Source organism: Xanthobacter pseudotagetidis, from assembly GCF_043194795.2.
GTDB classification, from domain to species: domain Bacteria; phylum Pseudomonadota; class Alphaproteobacteria; order Rhizobiales; family Xanthobacteraceae; genus Xanthobacter; species Xanthobacter tagetidis_A.
The window spans coordinates 3,881,199-3,895,205 of sequence record NZ_CM195534.1 but is presented as its reverse complement, the minus strand read 5'-3'; the positions used below and the strand labels follow the sequence as shown (position 1 = coordinate 3,895,205).

Annotated in this window: 15 protein-coding genes; 2 read left to right on the top strand and 13 right to left on the bottom strand. The window is 69.1% G+C overall.

Annotated features, from left to right (window positions below; genetic code table 11):
• Positions 1 to 4 precede the first annotated feature (4 nt).
• The 4 genes from V5F67_RS17805 to V5F67_RS17790 form a co-directional block, all read right to left on the bottom strand.
• Positions 5 to 976, bottom strand: a complete 972-nt coding sequence (locus V5F67_RS17805) for a hydroxyacid dehydrogenase (RefSeq protein ID WP_394021626.1) — start codon at positions 974 to 976, stop codon at positions 5 to 7.
• Complete coding sequence (locus tag V5F67_RS17800) at positions 966 to 1,868, bottom strand: fumarylacetoacetate hydrolase family protein (RefSeq protein ID WP_394021627.1); 903 nt, start codon at positions 1,866 to 1,868, stop codon at positions 966 to 968. The genes V5F67_RS17805 and V5F67_RS17800 overlap by 11 nt, the downstream gene beginning before the upstream one ends.
• Positions 1,869 to 1,872: 4 nt before the next feature.
• A complete protein-coding gene (locus V5F67_RS17795; protein ID WP_394021628.1) occupies positions 1,873 to 3,015 on the bottom strand; it encodes a mandelate racemase/muconate lactonizing enzyme family protein in 1,143 nt (380 codons plus the stop codon).
• Positions 3,016 to 3,133: 118 nt separating this feature from the next.
• Complete coding sequence (locus V5F67_RS17790; protein ID WP_394021629.1) at positions 3,134 to 4,099, bottom strand: tripartite tricarboxylate transporter substrate binding protein; 966 nt, start codon at positions 4,097 to 4,099, stop codon at positions 3,134 to 3,136.
• A gap of 98 nt (positions 4,100 to 4,197) precedes the next feature.
• Between V5F67_RS17790 and V5F67_RS17785 the strand changes: the two genes are divergently transcribed.
• Positions 4,198 to 4,968, top strand: coding sequence for a GntR family transcriptional regulator (locus tag V5F67_RS17785; RefSeq protein ID WP_394021630.1), 771 nt, complete (start codon positions 4,198 to 4,200; stop codon positions 4,966 to 4,968).
• A gap of 51 nt (positions 4,969 to 5,019) precedes the next feature.
• Here the strand turns inward: V5F67_RS17785 and V5F67_RS17780 are convergent, their stop codons facing one another.
• The 5 genes from V5F67_RS17780 to V5F67_RS17760 all read right to left on the bottom strand — a co-directional run bounded on the left by V5F67_RS17780 (position 5,020) and on the right by V5F67_RS17760 (position 9,506).
• Positions 5,020 to 5,952, bottom strand: coding sequence for a carbon-nitrogen hydrolase family protein (locus tag V5F67_RS17780; RefSeq protein ID WP_394021631.1), 933 nt, complete (start codon positions 5,950 to 5,952; stop codon positions 5,020 to 5,022).
• Positions 5,953 to 5,957: 5 nt separating this feature from the next.
• Positions 5,958 to 6,641 (bottom strand): flavin reductase family protein, encoded by a 684-nt coding sequence (locus tag V5F67_RS17775; protein WP_394021632.1) that lies wholly within the window; start codon positions 6,639 to 6,641, stop codon positions 5,958 to 5,960.
• 109 nt (positions 6,642 to 6,750) lie between these two features.
• A complete protein-coding gene (locus V5F67_RS17770; protein ID WP_394021633.1) occupies positions 6,751 to 7,806 on the bottom strand; it encodes an ABC transporter substrate-binding protein in 1,056 nt (351 codons plus the stop codon).
• A 3-nt stretch (positions 7,807 to 7,809) separates the two neighbouring features.
• Positions 7,810 to 8,652 carry an ABC transporter ATP-binding protein gene (locus V5F67_RS17765; RefSeq protein WP_394021634.1) on the bottom strand — a complete coding sequence of 281 codons (843 nt, stop codon included), beginning with the start codon at positions 8,650 to 8,652 and terminating at the stop codon, positions 7,810 to 7,812.
• An 11-nt stretch (positions 8,653 to 8,663) separates the two neighbouring features.
• Positions 8,664 to 9,506 carry an ABC transporter permease gene (locus V5F67_RS17760; RefSeq protein ID WP_394021635.1) on the bottom strand — a complete coding sequence of 281 codons (843 nt, stop codon included), beginning with the start codon at positions 9,504 to 9,506 and terminating at the stop codon, positions 8,664 to 8,666.
• Positions 9,507 to 9,742: 236 nt separating this feature from the next.
• On the opposite strand from V5F67_RS17760, the gene V5F67_RS17755 reads away from it, so the two are divergent.
• Positions 9,743 to 10,528, top strand: a complete 786-nt coding sequence (locus V5F67_RS17755) for a TrmB family transcriptional regulator (protein WP_394021636.1) — start codon at positions 9,743 to 9,745, stop codon at positions 10,526 to 10,528.
• Positions 10,529 to 10,570: 42 nt separating this feature from the next.
• Here the strand turns inward: V5F67_RS17755 and V5F67_RS17750 are convergent, their stop codons facing one another.
• The 4 genes from V5F67_RS17750 to V5F67_RS17735 all read right to left on the bottom strand — a co-directional run bounded on the left by V5F67_RS17750 (position 10,571) and on the right by V5F67_RS17735 (position 13,894).
• The gene (locus tag V5F67_RS17750) at positions 10,571 to 11,407 is read right to left on the bottom strand and encodes a MerR family transcriptional regulator (protein ID WP_394021637.1); all 837 of its coding nucleotides are present in this window, start codon (positions 11,405 to 11,407) and stop codon (positions 10,571 to 10,573) included.
• A gap of 148 nt (positions 11,408 to 11,555) precedes the next feature.
• Positions 11,556 to 11,942: a hypothetical protein gene (locus V5F67_RS17745; RefSeq protein ID WP_394021638.1), complete on the bottom strand. Its 387-nt coding sequence runs from the start codon at positions 11,940 to 11,942 to the stop codon at positions 11,556 to 11,558.
• Between the two features lie 423 nt (positions 11,943 to 12,365).
• The gene (locus V5F67_RS17740; RefSeq protein ID WP_394021639.1) at positions 12,366 to 13,328 is read right to left on the bottom strand and encodes a Bug family tripartite tricarboxylate transporter substrate binding protein; all 963 of its coding nucleotides are present in this window, start codon (positions 13,326 to 13,328) and stop codon (positions 12,366 to 12,368) included.
• 131 nt (positions 13,329 to 13,459) lie between these two features.
• On the bottom strand, positions 13,460 to 13,894 hold the full coding sequence (locus V5F67_RS17735; RefSeq protein ID WP_394021640.1) for a cupin domain-containing protein: 435 nt from the start codon (positions 13,892 to 13,894) through the stop codon (positions 13,460 to 13,462).
• Positions 13,895 to 14,007 lie beyond the last annotated feature (113 nt).

Below are 14,007 nucleotides of genomic sequence, written 5' to 3'. Positions count from 1 at the left end.
GCTCTCAGGCGGCGGGCTTGCGGTAGGCGGGATTGACGAGGTTCTTCGGTTCCTCGCCCTTGAGGATGCGCAGCACCTCCTCCGCCGCGCCGATGCTCATGGCGCGCATGGAGGTGGCGGTGATGCCGGCGCCGTGGGGCGTCATGATGAGGTTCGGCAAAGCGAAGAGCGGGCTGTCGGGCGGCACCGGGTGCACGTCGTAGACATCGGTGGCGGCGCCGGCGATGCGGCCCGCTTTCAAAGCCGCGATCAAAGCGGCGGTGTCGACGATCGGACCGCGTGCCGGGTTCACGAGAACGGCGTCCGGCTTCATGCGGGCGATGAGGTCGGCGCCGACGAGGCCAGTGGTCTCCGGCGTGAGCGGGCAGGCGATGACGATGGCGTCCGACTGCGCGAACAGCTCGTCGAGGCCGACCGGCGTAACGCCCGCGGGCGCCTTGCCGGAGCGCGAGGCGCCCAGCACGCGCATGCCGAAGCCGGCGGTGGCGATGGCCGCGACCCGCTGGCCGATGGCGCCGAGGCCGACGATGCCGAGCGTGGTGGCGCCGATCTCCTGCGTGCCGTCCGCGAGGCTGCGCGCCGGGTTCCAGCCGTCCGCCCTGAGGCGGGCGTCCATGCGCGCCAGCGGCCGGCGCAGGGCGAACAGGGCGGCGAAGACGTACTCGGCGACGGTCTGGGTGTTGCTGCCCGGCAGGTTGGCGACCGGAATGCCGCGCGCGGTGGCCTCGGCGACGGGGATGAAGTCCAGCCCCACGCCGTGCCGCACCACGCCCTTCACGCGCGGGGCGCCGTCGAACACGCCGGACGGCAGCTTGGCGCGCACGATCACCGCGTCCGCCGCGCGCACGCCGGCGCGCAGGGTGTCGTCGGCGGTGTCCGGCCCCACGACGATCTCGGCATGGGGCGCCAGCAGCGCCGCGCCGTCGGGATGGAGCGCGTTGGTGGCGAACACCACCGGCCGCGAGTCACTGGCCATAGGGAGCCCCCTCGGCGATCGGGTTGGGGAGGGTGCCGAGGCCCTCGACGCTGGCGCGCACCACCGAGCCGGGCCTCAGCCAGGCCGGAGGCGAGCGCATGCCGGCGACGCCGGCCGGCGTGCCGGTGGCGATCACGTCGCCGGGCTCCAGCGGATGGTCGTGCGACAGGCGCGCCACGAGGTCGGCCACGTCGAAGACGAGGTTCGAGGACACGCCCTCCTGCAGCCGCACGCCGTCCACCTCCAGGCTCAAGGCGAGCCGGTGCGGGTCGCCGATCTCGTCGGCGGTGGCGAGGAACGGGCCGAGCGGGCCGAAGGTGGGCAGGTTCTTGCCGCGGGTGAAACCGCCGTCGCGCTTGATCATCTCGCTGGCGCTGATGTCGTTGAACACGGCATAGGCGGCCACATGGTCCAGCGCGTCCGCACGGCTCACCTTGTGCGCGGGGCGGCCGATGACGGCGGCGATCTCCACCTCGTAGGTGCAGCCGCCGATGTCCGGCGGCAGCAGGATCGGCGCGCCGGGGCCGACCACGGTGGAGGGCTGCTTCATGAACAGCACCGGCTCCACCGGCGCCGCCATGCCGCGTTCCTCAAGGGCGTCGCGATAGTTGAAGGCGAGGGCGTAGATGCGCGCGGGCACGAAGGGGGCGAGAAGCTCTACCGCCGAAAGGGGCAGGCGCGCCGCCTCGGCGAGGCCGTGGGCGGCGATGCGCGCGGCCGCCGCGCGCAGGTCGCCGCGGACGAGGGTTGCCATGGCCGGCACGTTCCCCACGAGCGCGCCGGCCATGGCCGGGTGGGCGAGGTCGTAGACCTGATCGCCCGCGCCCGCGCCATCGCCCACCAGAACGCCGGCGCGCGCCGTTCCATCCTTCAGGAAGGTGACGAAGCGCATCGCCTCAGCCCACCCGGTAGCGGTCGATGACCGAGCGGTCGATCTCGATGCCGAGGCCCGGGCCGGTGGGGATCTTCACCCGGCCCCGCTCCTGCACGATCGGCTCCTTCGCCAGATGGTCGCGGAACGGGTTCTCGCACTGCTCGAACTCCAAGAGCGGCTCGAACGGGAACAGGCTCGGCGGCTGGTCGGCGAGCGAGCCGAGGAAGTGCAGGGTGGCGGCGATGCCCACCGCCGAGCCCCAGGCGTGGGGCACGCACTCGACGCCGTGGGTGGAGGCGAGCGCGGCGATCTTCTTGCACTCGGAGAGGCCGCCGGCGGCGCACACGTCCGGCTGCACGATGTCCATGGCCTTGCGCACGATGGCGTCGCGGAAGCCCCAGCGGGTGAACTCGTTCTCGCCGCCGGCCACCGCCATGTCGAGGGCGCGGGCGACCTCCACGTAGCCGTCGATGTCCTCGGGCGAGATCGGCTCCTCGAACCACTCGATGTCGAGTTCCTCGAGCTTGCGGCCGAGGCGGATGGCGACCGGCACCGAGAAGGCGTGGTTGGCGTCCACCATCAGGCGGATGTCGGGACCGACCGCGTCGCGGACCGCCTTCACGCGCCCGTAGTCCTTGTGGATGTTGCCGAGGCCGATCTTCATCTTGACGGCCTTGAAGCCCTCTTCCACATAGCCCACGGCCTCCTCCACCGCCTCCTCGACGAGGCGGTCGAAGTCGATGAAGTAGAGGCCGGTGGCGTAGCAGTCCACCTCGGTGCGGAAGGCGCCGCCGAGCAGCTTGTGCACCGGCTTGCCGCAGCTCTTGCCGACAATGTCCCAGAGCGCGATGTCGATGCCGCTGATGGCGGCGATGGACATGCCCTTGTTCCCGTAGTCCTTGATGCGGTTGTAGAGGTCTTCCCAGATCACCTCCACGTCGAACGGGTCACGGCCGACGATGCGCGGGCCGAACTGGGTCTCGATGAAGGCCTTCGCCACGGCGGAAGGACCGTAGCACTCGCCCCAGCCGACAATGCCGTCGGCGGTCTCGATCTCCACGAGGCAGGTGCCGCGCGTCTTGTAGAGCCAGCCCCGCGAGGAGGTGAAGGGCTTCTCCACGGGGGACGACATCACGTGGGCCTTGACGGACTTGATGACGCTCACGACGCGCTCTTTCTGCTGGCAGCGGACGGGAAGGGGCAGGGGGCGGGGAGCGCGAGTCCTGCCGGGACACGTATCTGCGGGCCGGCGCGCGGCCGGCCCGGACCCTTAGGGAGGACGGTCAGTCCTTGCCCTTGAACACCTGGGTCGCGACGGCGTTCAGCGACTTCTGGACGTCGTTGACTTCCTTGTCGAGGGCGTCGCCGGTGAGGTCGTCCACCAGCACGCCGTTCTCGGCGGCGAAGGTCTTGAAGCGCGGGTCCTGGATCGACTTGCGGAACGCGTCGACGAGGGTCTTGCGCACCGCCGGGGGCATGTTCGCCGGGCCCACCACATAGGCCATCTGCACCACCGGGCCGTAGGGGAACACGTCGAAGCCCTTCTCCTTCATGGTCGGCACGTCGGGGAAGACGTCGAGGCGCTCATTGGCGAACACGGCGATGGGCTTCACCTGGCCGGCCTTGATCTGGCTGATGCTCTCCGACGGCTTCAGCACGCCCGCATCCACCTGACCGCCGGCGAGGTCGACGATGACCTTGGAGCCGCCGGGATAGGGCACGTTCACATAGTCGACGCCCGCGGCCTTGGCGGTCATGGTCGCGAAGATGTGGTTGATGTTGTAGCTGCCCGGCGTGCCGATGGTGACCTTGCCCGGGTTCGCCTTCATCTTCGCCACGAAGGCGTCGATGTCCTTGGGGCCGTCGGTGTTCACCAGCAGCATCAGCGGGTCGCTGGAGATGCGGGCGATGCCGGAGAACTGGTCGTTGCGCAGCGGCGTCTTGCCCTGGGCGATCATGGACAGGGTGGACGAGGTGCCCATGCCCAGCGTGTAGCCGTCCGGCGCGGCGCTGGCGACGCGGCCCATGCCGATGGTGCCGGTGCCGCCGGGCACGTTGTCGACGATGATGTTGATGCCGTTCTCGGCCAGAATCGGGGCCAGCTTGCGCGCCGCGATGTCGTTGGAGCCGCCCGCGTTCCACGGCACGATCAGCCGCACCTCGCGCGAGGGGAACTTGTCCTGGGCCGCTGCCGGCGCGGCCGCAAGAATCATGGCGGCCGCAGCGGCCGACGCGACGCGAAGGAACATGGCGCTTCTCCCGTTTGTGTTATTTGTTATAACAAACGACATGTGATGGACTTGTCAACGGTGTTCTGGAATGGTCCGGTGATCGGAAGGAGGCGCCCTTGAACCTTGCCGACCAGAACCTCTCCCGGATCGCCCGCGAGCCGCTGTGGGACCGCGCCCATGCCCAGCTGCGCGAGGCGCTGCTGGCGGGGCGCTTCGAGCCCGGCAGCGCGCTGGTGCTGCGCCAGCTGGCGGAGACATTCGGCACCTCCATCACGCCGGTGCGCGATGCGGTGTCGCGGCTCGTGGCGCAGGGCGTCCTGGACCAGGGACCGCGCAATTCCGCCCTGGTCCCGGACCTGAGGTCCAGCGCGCTGACGGACCTCATGGTGGTGCGGACGGAGTTGGAGGGGCGGGCCACGCGCGAGGCGGCCCTGAAGGCCGGCGCCGCCGACATCGACGCGCTGGAGGCGCTGCTGGCGGACATGCGCCGCATGATCGAGAAGCGCCGGCTCGACACCTATCTCGACATCCACCGGCGCTTCCATTTCGGCATCTATGCCCTGGCTGGAATTCCGATCCTGCTGGAGATGATCGAGAATCTGTGGCTGCGCTGCGGGCCGATCCTGTCCTTCGTGGTGCCGGAATACGTGGTCTCGCTGAAGGGAACGGACCACCACCGAGCGGCGCTCGACGCCATCCGCCTGAAGGATGGCGCGCATGCCGAGGCCGAGATCGTGGCGGACATCGAGGAGGCCGGAGCCTATCTGCTCAGCCTCGCCGACGCGACCGGCCGCATCCGGCGCCCCGGCCAGGGCGCGGAGCATGGCGCCCTGCGCCGCGGGGGCGCGCGATCCGCGCGCCCGGTTACGGCGGGTGATCCCCTCTGACCGGCTCCCCGCGGCGGCGGGCGGGCGGCGGAATGGCGGAGGGGCGCCGCCTCAGCCCTCGGCTCCGATCACCACGGGAAGCTGCGGGGTCTCGTCGACCCTGAGGCTGAACAGGTCCGGCCGCGCATAGTGGCCGACCGGATCGAAATCGAGCCGCGCGCCGAGCAGGTCGTCGAGGTCGATCTCGGCGGTGAGGATGCCTTCCTCGTCCACCAGCGGGCCGGCGAGCACCTCGCCGAGCGGGCCGACGATCACCGAGCGGCCGTGCATCATCCATTCGCCCGGCCCGGCGTCGATGCGGCTCGCATAGTCCTCGGGGAAGTCCGAGCGGCGCATCACCTGGCAGGCGCTGATGACGAAGCAGCGGCCCTCCATCGCCACATGGCGCATGGTGGGGATCCAGGTCTCGCGGTCGTCGGCGGTTGGCGCGGCCCAGATCTCGACGCCCTTGGCGTAGTAGGCGGCGCGCATCAGCGGCATGTAGTGCTCCCAGCAGATGGCGCCGCCGAGCTTGCCGAGCGGGGTGTCCACCACGGTCAGCGTCGAGCCGTCGCCGAAGCCCCACACGAGCCGCTCGGCGCCGGTCGGCATCACCTTGCGGTGCTTGCCGAGCAGGCCCTGCGGGCCGAGATAGAGCGCCGTGCAGTAGAGCGTGCCGCCGTCGCGCTCCATCACCCCGACCACGGCGTGGATGTCATACGCGGCGCAGGCGGCAGCCAGCTGGTCCACCTCGGGGCCCGGGACGGCGATCGAGCCGCGCACGTAGCGGGCGAAGTCGGCCCGGCCCTCGGAGGTGCGCCGGCCGACGCAGCAGCCGAAGTCCAGCCCCTTCGGATAGCCGCCGATGAAGGCTTCCGGGAACACCGCCAGCTTGGCGCCGGCGGCGGCCGCCTCGGCGATCAGCGCCACCGTGCGCGCGGTCGCGGCCGCGCCGTCGAAGGGAACCGTCGCGGCCTGGACTGCGGCCACCTTGATCTTGGGCATCTCGCTCATTCCTTGCTGGGGATCGTGCCGCCGCCCTCCCAGAGCGGGCGGTCGAGGTCGAACAGGTCGCGGGTGCGGGTGTAGGCCGAGGCGCCGTGCATGCGCCCGACGAGGTCGAGGGCCGCGGCGTCCACGCGCGGCCGCTCGGGATCGCCCGTCAGCACCCGGCGGGCATAGTGCGCGTGCAGCACCTCGCCCACCGCCAGGAGCTGGCCGGGGCCGGTCTCCAGCAGATGCGTCAGGCGGCACTCGAAGGCGACCGGCGCGGTGGCGATGCGCGGCGGGGGGACGGCGAGGCTCGGCACGGTCTCAAGCCCGGCGAGCGCGGTCTCGTCCACCTCCGGCGGCGCGTCGACGCAGGTCTGGTTCATCGCCTCCGCGAGCGCGAACGGCACGAGGTTGACGACGAACGCGCCGGTGGCGCGGATGTTGGCCGCGGTGTCCTTCGGCCGGCCCGGGCGCGCCAGGATGCCGAGCGCCACCACCGGCCGATCGGCGCCGAACATGTTGAAGAAGGAATAGGGGGCGGCGTTCACCACGCCGTCCGCGCTTACGGTGACCACCCAGGCGATGGGGCGCGGCATGATGGTGGAGGCCATGAGCCGGTAGCGCTCCTCCGCGGACATGTCGGAGAAGTCGAAATGGCGGGTCGCGCAGACGCGGGCCGGAAGTGCCGCTGTGTCGGTCATCTCAGTCCTGCTTCGCCCCGCCTCGGCTGGCGAGGCGGGGCGGCATGCCGGTGGCGCTCGAACGCCCATGGGGCGCGCCACCGGCTGCACGGGTGGGAAGGCCAGGCGCTCAGGCGCGCAGGATCTTCACGCTCTTGACGTCGAAGCCCCCGGCCGCGATCTCCTTGTCCACCTCCGCGGCGATCGCCGTGTTGACGAACTTCGGCACGTCGGGCAGGCGCGGCAGCAGCTTCTGCTCGTAGCCCCACTTGCCCAGGGTCTCGATCTGGGCGATCTGCGCCGGCGAGAGCGCCACCTTGATGTCGGTGAAGGTCTTGGCGCTCCAGGCCGGATCGTAGCTGGAGGCCTTCTGCAGCACCGCCTCGGGGATGTTCTTGGCGGGCTCGAGAGAGCGGAACCAGCTGTTGACCAGGTCATTGTTCTGCGAGGCGAAGTACAGCGCCTGCGCGTTCGCCATCAGCAGGCGCTTCAGCGCATCCGGCTTCTGCTGGAAGAAGCGGTTGTTGGCCGAGAGCACGATCACCGGGCTGAGGTTCTCGGAGATCACCGCGGCGTGGCCGGTGCTCTCGAAATAGCTCACGAACGGGTCGTAGGTGAAGAAGGCGTCGATGCGCTGGGCGCCGACCGCGTCGGCGAGCTCGGCCGGGCCGACATTCACGAACGTCATGTCCTTGCCGGGCACCAGGCCGGCCCTCAGCACCGCGTCCTGCGCGTTCTGGAAGGCGGTGATGCCGAAGGTGCCGAATACCTGCTTGCCCTTGAGGTCCTCAAGCTTGGTGATGCCGGACTTCTTGGTGGCGAGCACCGCCGAGCGGAAGCGCGCCTGCGAGGAGACGGTGGTCACCGGCGCGCCGATGGCCATGGTGGTCACGGCGGCGAAGTCGGAGAGCGTGCCCACGTCGCCGGCGCCGGAGACCAGCGCCTCGGTGATGGCGGGCGAGGCGGCGAGCTGGATCATCTCCATCTTGAGGCCGTTGCGGGCCGGGATGTCGGTGCGCATCAGCACGTGGGCGATCTGGGCCGACACGGTGGTCGTGTTGAACCAGCACATGCGGACCACGTCGGCTTCCTGCGCCCGCAGGATCGAGGGGGCGGCGAGCGGGAGGGAGGCGGCGAGGCCAGCGGCGAGCTGGCCGAAGCGGCGGCGCGAGATTCCTGAGGTCACGGACTATTCCCCTTTCTGCCATTCCGGCTTGAGCGTTTCCCACAGGTCGTTGACCGTGGAGACGAACCATGGGTCGGACCGCATCTCGGCCGTGCGCGGCCGGGGAAGCGGCACGAGAACCTCCTCGCGCACGCGGCCGGGCCGCGGGCTCATCACCACCACGCGGTCGGCGAGGAACACCGCCTCGTCGATGCCGTGGGTGACGAAGATCACGGTCTTGCCGGCGTCGGAGGAGATGCGGGCGATCTCCTCCTGGAGCAGCACGCGGGTCTGCGCGTCGAGGGCGCCGAACGGCTCGTCCATGAGCAGGATGTCCGGATCGGGCGCGAGCGCGCGGGCAATGGCGGCGCGCTGCTTCATGCCGCCCGACATCTCGTGCGGATACTTGTTCTCGAACCCGGTGAGATGGACCGTGGCGACCAAGGCGCGGGCGATCTCCGCCCGCTGCGCCTTCGGCATGCCCTTGGCCTTCAGCCCGAACTCGATGTTCTGCTGCACCGTCATCCAGCCGAACAGCGCGTAGTCCTGGAACACGACGGTGCGCGAGGGGCCGGGCTTGGTGATCGGCCGGCCGTCCTGGAGGATCTGCCCGCTGGTGGCGGCCTGGAAGCCGGCGACGATGCCGAGCAAGGTGGACTTGCCGCAGCCCGAGGGGCCGAGCAGCGAGATGAACTCGCCGCGGCGGATCTTCAGCGTCACCCCGTCGAGGGCGATGACGGCATTGTCCTGGCCCTTGGTGCCGTAGACCTTGCCGACGTTGCGGATGTCGATCTGGATGTCGGCCGGATCGGCGTGCATGGCGTGGCCCTGGAACGGCGTGGAGGCGAGTGCGGCGGTCGCGGCCATGGCGGGGCTCCTCAATTGCGCTCGGAGGGTGCCCAGGCGTTCACCTTCCGCTCGATCCGCTCCAGCACCGCCGACATGGCGAAGCCGACCAGGCCGATGGTGACCATGCCCGCCACCACATTGTTGATCTGGAACAGCATGCGGGACTGCTGGATCAGGTAGCCGAGGCCGGTCTGGGCGGCGATCAGCTCGGCGGTGACGACACACATCCAGCCGACGCCCAGCGCGATGCGCAGGCCCGGCAGGATGATGGGCAGGGAGGCGGGGATCAGCACGTCCCAGAACAGCTGCCAGGGCTTCGCGCCCAGGCACAGTGCCGCGTTCATCTGGTTGCGGTCGAGGCTGCGCACCGCGGTGTAGGTGGCGACGAAGGCGGGGAAGAATGCGCCGAGGAAGACCAGGAAGTAGGAGGCTGCGTCGCCCAGGCCGAACCACAGGATGGTGATCGGGATCCAGGCCAAAGGCGGGATCGGCCGCAGCGCCTCCACCACCGGGCGCACATAATCGGAGATCGTGCGCCACCAGCCGCAGACGAGGCCGAGCGCCAGCCCGGCGATGCAGGCGAGCAGGAAGCCGACGGCCACCCGCTGGAGGCTGGCGCCGAGATGAATCCAGAGCGATCCGTCGACAGCGAGCTCCCACAGCGCCTGCGCCACGGCGATCGGCGAGGGAAGCAGGAAGTCGTCGATGATGCCGAGGCTCGACAGCGCCTGCCAGACGCCGAAGAAGGCGGCGAGACCCAGGCCGGCGCGCACCGACCGGTTGGCCAGGAGCCGCGTCAGGGGTGGCGTGGACGAGGCCCTGCGGGCGGCGGGCGCGGCCATCAAGGCGCCCGCGTCGGCTTTCGCTTCCATGGGGGCATTCTCCTTCACGCTGCTGGCCGGGGTGGCGCTCGAGCAATTGGGCATGCCTGGAACGCTATTTATGTCGGAAATTTCCGTCAATCTCTAAGACTGGGAAAATTGACGAATGATCGTGCAATAGCCTCTCGTAATTCGAGCAGATGGACGATTCGGCGCCCACATTTTGTGCGTCATCGAATAATTATATCGGCTAAAACCGACATTAGACGCCGCTCGCGAGATCGGCCATGTTCCACCTATCGGCAAGGGGCGACGGCGTGACGGACGACATCGAAGAGAAGCTGGCGCGGATCGGCATCACCGGCACGCTCTACAAGCTCTATCTGACCTCGGTCGGGCTCGGCGCCGCGTCCATCACCGACGTCGCGGCGCAGGCCGGCCTCGCGCGCACCACCGCGCACGACGCGCTCGCCAAGCTGGAGGAGGAGGGGCTCGTCCGGTTTGTCGACAACGGCAAGCGCCGCTTCGTGGTGGCGCAGGACCCCGGCGTGCTGCTGGAGCGCATCGAGGCGCGCCGGCAGATGATCGAGGACGTGATGCCGGTGCTGCGCTCCATGTATCACCACGAGACCGGCAAGCCGAACGTGCGCTTCCACCCGGGGCCTGAGGGCATCCGCACCACGCTGTGGGACACGCTCTCGGGAAACGCCAAGGTGCTGCGCGCGACGCTCTCGATGAAGGAGCTGATGGCCGAGCCGGGCCTCGATGAAATGGAGCGCTATCTCACCGAGCGCGCGCGCCGGGGTACCTGGCTGCACGTGATCCGCTCGGAGGAGCGGGACATCGCGCCGATCTGGCCGTCGAGCCGCGAGCAGCGGCGCGAGCTGCGCTACGCGCCGCCAGCCTACACGCTGGCGATGACGTGCTTCATCTACGGCAACAAGGTCGCGCTCATCTCCTCCGCGCGGGAGAGCTACGGCATGATCATCGACAGCGCGGAGTTCGCCGCCTTCCAGGCCTCCATGTTCGATGCCATGTGGAGCCTGAGCACGCCGACGCCGACGCAGCCTTAGGCGCGATCCGGCCGAATTGAGTCAATTGGATCGGATCATGCCCTAGAAATCGTCGCCGACGCCGATCCAGATCAGCTCCGCCGTCTCCCGTCCCGGATTGCGCCAGGAATGGAACATGTCGCTGCGGAAATAGGCGGTGTCGCCCGGGGTCAGGTGGTGGACCCGGCTGTGGTCGATGGTGATCTCGAACTCGCCGGCGATCACCACGAGAAACTCCTCGCCTTCATGGCGATAGGCGCCGTTGGAATGGACGCCGGGCTCGACGAACCAGCGCTTGCACGCCATCGTCGCGCGAACCATGTTCAGCCGCTCCATGCGCACGCCGAGCCCCAGGCGCGGCAGCGGCTCGCCGTGGTCGCGGGTCACGAACTCCCGGTCGGGCATCGGCTCGGATGCGGCCACGCCCATGAGCTTGTTGAGGGTGACGCCGTAGAACCGCGCGAGCTTCTTGAGCAGCGGCATGTCCATGCCGAGGGAGGTCCGCTCGATGGAGGCGAGCACGGACGGGTCCATGCCCACCTCTTCCGCCACGACGCGGATGGTGAGCCGTCGCGCCAGGCGCAGCATGCGCAGATTTGCGCCCACCTCGGATGTGGACGCTTCCTCGTCCGCCTCGCGGACGGGGTCGGGCGAGGCAACGGCCTGGGCCGCGAGCGCCGCCTTGATCTCGGCGATCTTCATCCCCTCGACCGTGCGCATGCGCTTGATCGCCAGGGCGATCTGAAGGTCAGCCTCCCGGTAGGTGCGCCGGCCGCTCTCGGTATAGGTGGGGCGCAGCAGGTCCTGCTGCTCCCAAACTCTTATTGTAGAGGCTGAAACGCCCGCATGTCGCGAAATATCGGATATCTGGAGCGAGCCAGGGTCCTTGTTGTCCAGCATGAAAGGCTTCTGCTCATTGAGAAATGAATGACAGGAAGCCTATCCGGATCAGCGCTGCCGCGCAACGCGGGAAACCTCTAATATAGGAGCTTCCGGAGTCGTGTCCCGCACGCCGACAGAAGGTGCGTGCGGACGGCGCGCACCCAGCTCAGCGCCACCGGTTCACCAGCCAAAGCGCCGCCCAGGCGCCGAGCAGGGTGATGGCCATCTGTCCAGCCAGCGCGATGGACATCTGAGGCCCTTTCGCGGCGGCCAGCGACGAGGAGCCATCCATGAACGGCAGGAGAAGCGTCACCATCACCATGCCGCCGAGAGGGGCGACCACAAAGGCGCCGAGCAACGAGACGACGATGTTCACGATCCAGCCGACCACACCCCGTTTCCTGATCCAGGCCTCGCGGATCGCGACCGCCAGTGTCCCGCCAAGGACCGCCGCCGCGATCACCATCGCCCCGCCGACGCTGTCCCGAGGAATGGCGCCGGTCCATTGCAGAAGCAGGATGCCGATCACGGCAATCAGCACGACATAGGTCATGAGGTTGGCTCCCGCTGTGCGGATAGGCATCGCAAGCGTGGCTGCCGCAGCATCCCCGGCAGCCGCCGGGGCATCGCTTCTTGCGCTTGGTCGGGCGGCATGGACGTCCTTCCGCAGCCTCACGACAGGGACTCTGCCGGCCGGAGATCCGGCGGTCGTGGCGCGTGACGCTACAGCGTTGCCCGGATCGGTTGCAAGGCCGCGTTGAGGGCTCCGGACAGGCGGGGCGCCACGGTTGAGCGGGCACCACCGCGCCTGCTTCCATCAGACCAGGGCCGCGCATTCTGCCGCGTGCAGGGGCCGCGGGGGGATTTCCTCGTCACGGGCGGCGTGCGCGCGATGCCTGAACGCAGCGGTCGGCCGGCCCCGCCCATGCCCTGACAGGGTGGACGCAGCCGGGCGGCGCAGCGCAGCCGGGGAGGTTCAGTCGACCTTGATCCCGGCCGAATCGACGATCGTCTTCCAGGCGACGACCTGATCGGCGAGCGCGGCCTCGAAATCCTGTGGCGAGCCCGACTTCACATACATGCCGAGCTTGTCGATGCTGTTGCGCGCCTCTTCGGCCTTCATGCCTTCGTTCACCGCCGCATTGAGCTTGTCGACGATCGCCCGGGGGGTGCCGGCGGGCGCCAGAAGCCCGAACAGGATCTCGGTGGGGAAGCCCTCAAGCCCGACCTCCTTCAGGGTCGGAATCTCGGGCAGCTCCGGCCAGCGCGCGGCGCTGGTCACCGCGAGCGCCCTCAGGGCGTTGTCCTTGATGTGCGCCAGCAGTGTCGACTTGTTGTTGAACACCACCTGGATGTGGCCGCCGAGCGCATCGTTGATCGCTGGCGCGCCGCCTTTGTACGGGATGAAGAGCAGGTCGGTGCCGGTCTTGATCTTGATGAACTCGCCGACGATGTGCGTGTAGATCCCCGTCGGCGCGCCGAAGCGCAGGGCGCCGGGGTTCTTCTTGGCGTAAGCGACGAACTCCGCGAAGGTCTTCGCCGGCACGCCCGGCGCGATCACCATGGCCATGGAATCGGTGCAGATCGCGGCGACGGGCGTGAAGGACTTGAGCGGCTCGTAGCCGGGGTCCTTGTAGAGCGCGCCCACCAGCGCATTCACGTTGGTGCCGCCGACCAGCAGCGTGTAGCCGTTGGGCGCGGCCTGCGCCACCGCCTTGGCGCCGATGCGGCCACCGGCGCCGCCGATGTTCTCGATGATCACGGTGGCGCCGAGCTGCTTCTGGAGCGCCTGGGCCACCAGCCGGCCGGCGACATCGGTCGGTCCGCCGGCGGGGAACGGCACGACGATCTTGATCGGCCGGTCCGGAAACTCCGCCCTGGCGGCGATCCCGGTCATGGGCAGGATGGCGGCGGCGACCACCAGGGTCGACCGCAGCATTCTCATCATCCCGGACCGGGCACGGCCCTCCGCCGCCGGCTGGCGCTGCGATATTCTCAGCATGGCTCGTTTCTTCCCTGCGAACGTTGATTGGTCTTGTCGTTGACGTGATGCTGCGGCGGGCGCCGCGATCAGGCGGATTTCCTGGCGTGTTCCGCCGACACCGGGCGCGTCTCGCCGGTCTCGACCATGGTGCGGGTGGCATCGACCGAGGCGTAGACCCAGAAGATCTTCAGCGGCTTCTCGCTCGATCCATTGCGGAAGCGGTGCGGCAGGTTGCAGGGGATCCAGGTGGTGTCCATCGGCTTGACCGGATGGACCTCCTCGCCCACCTCGGCGAAGCCTTCGCCCTCGAGGACGAGAACCGTCTCCTCGCAGTCGTGATAGTGCCACGGGATGGCCGAGCCCGGACCGATCATCGTCATGCCGGTGAGCATCTGCTGCGAGCCGGTCGCGCGGGTGACCAGAGGAATGGTCCGGTTGCCGCCGCCGCGATCGACGCTCGGCATCTGGTCCGGCCGCATGAGCGACGCCTTGAGGTCAGGTTTGGCGGCTGCGGCGGTCATGGGACAATCCTCGAATTCGGCACATCGGACCCGCGGATGCGGTGGCCGTGCCTGCAATCCATCACCCGGCCATCGATAACGCAAATATCAAATTACGATTATTCATCATGCCG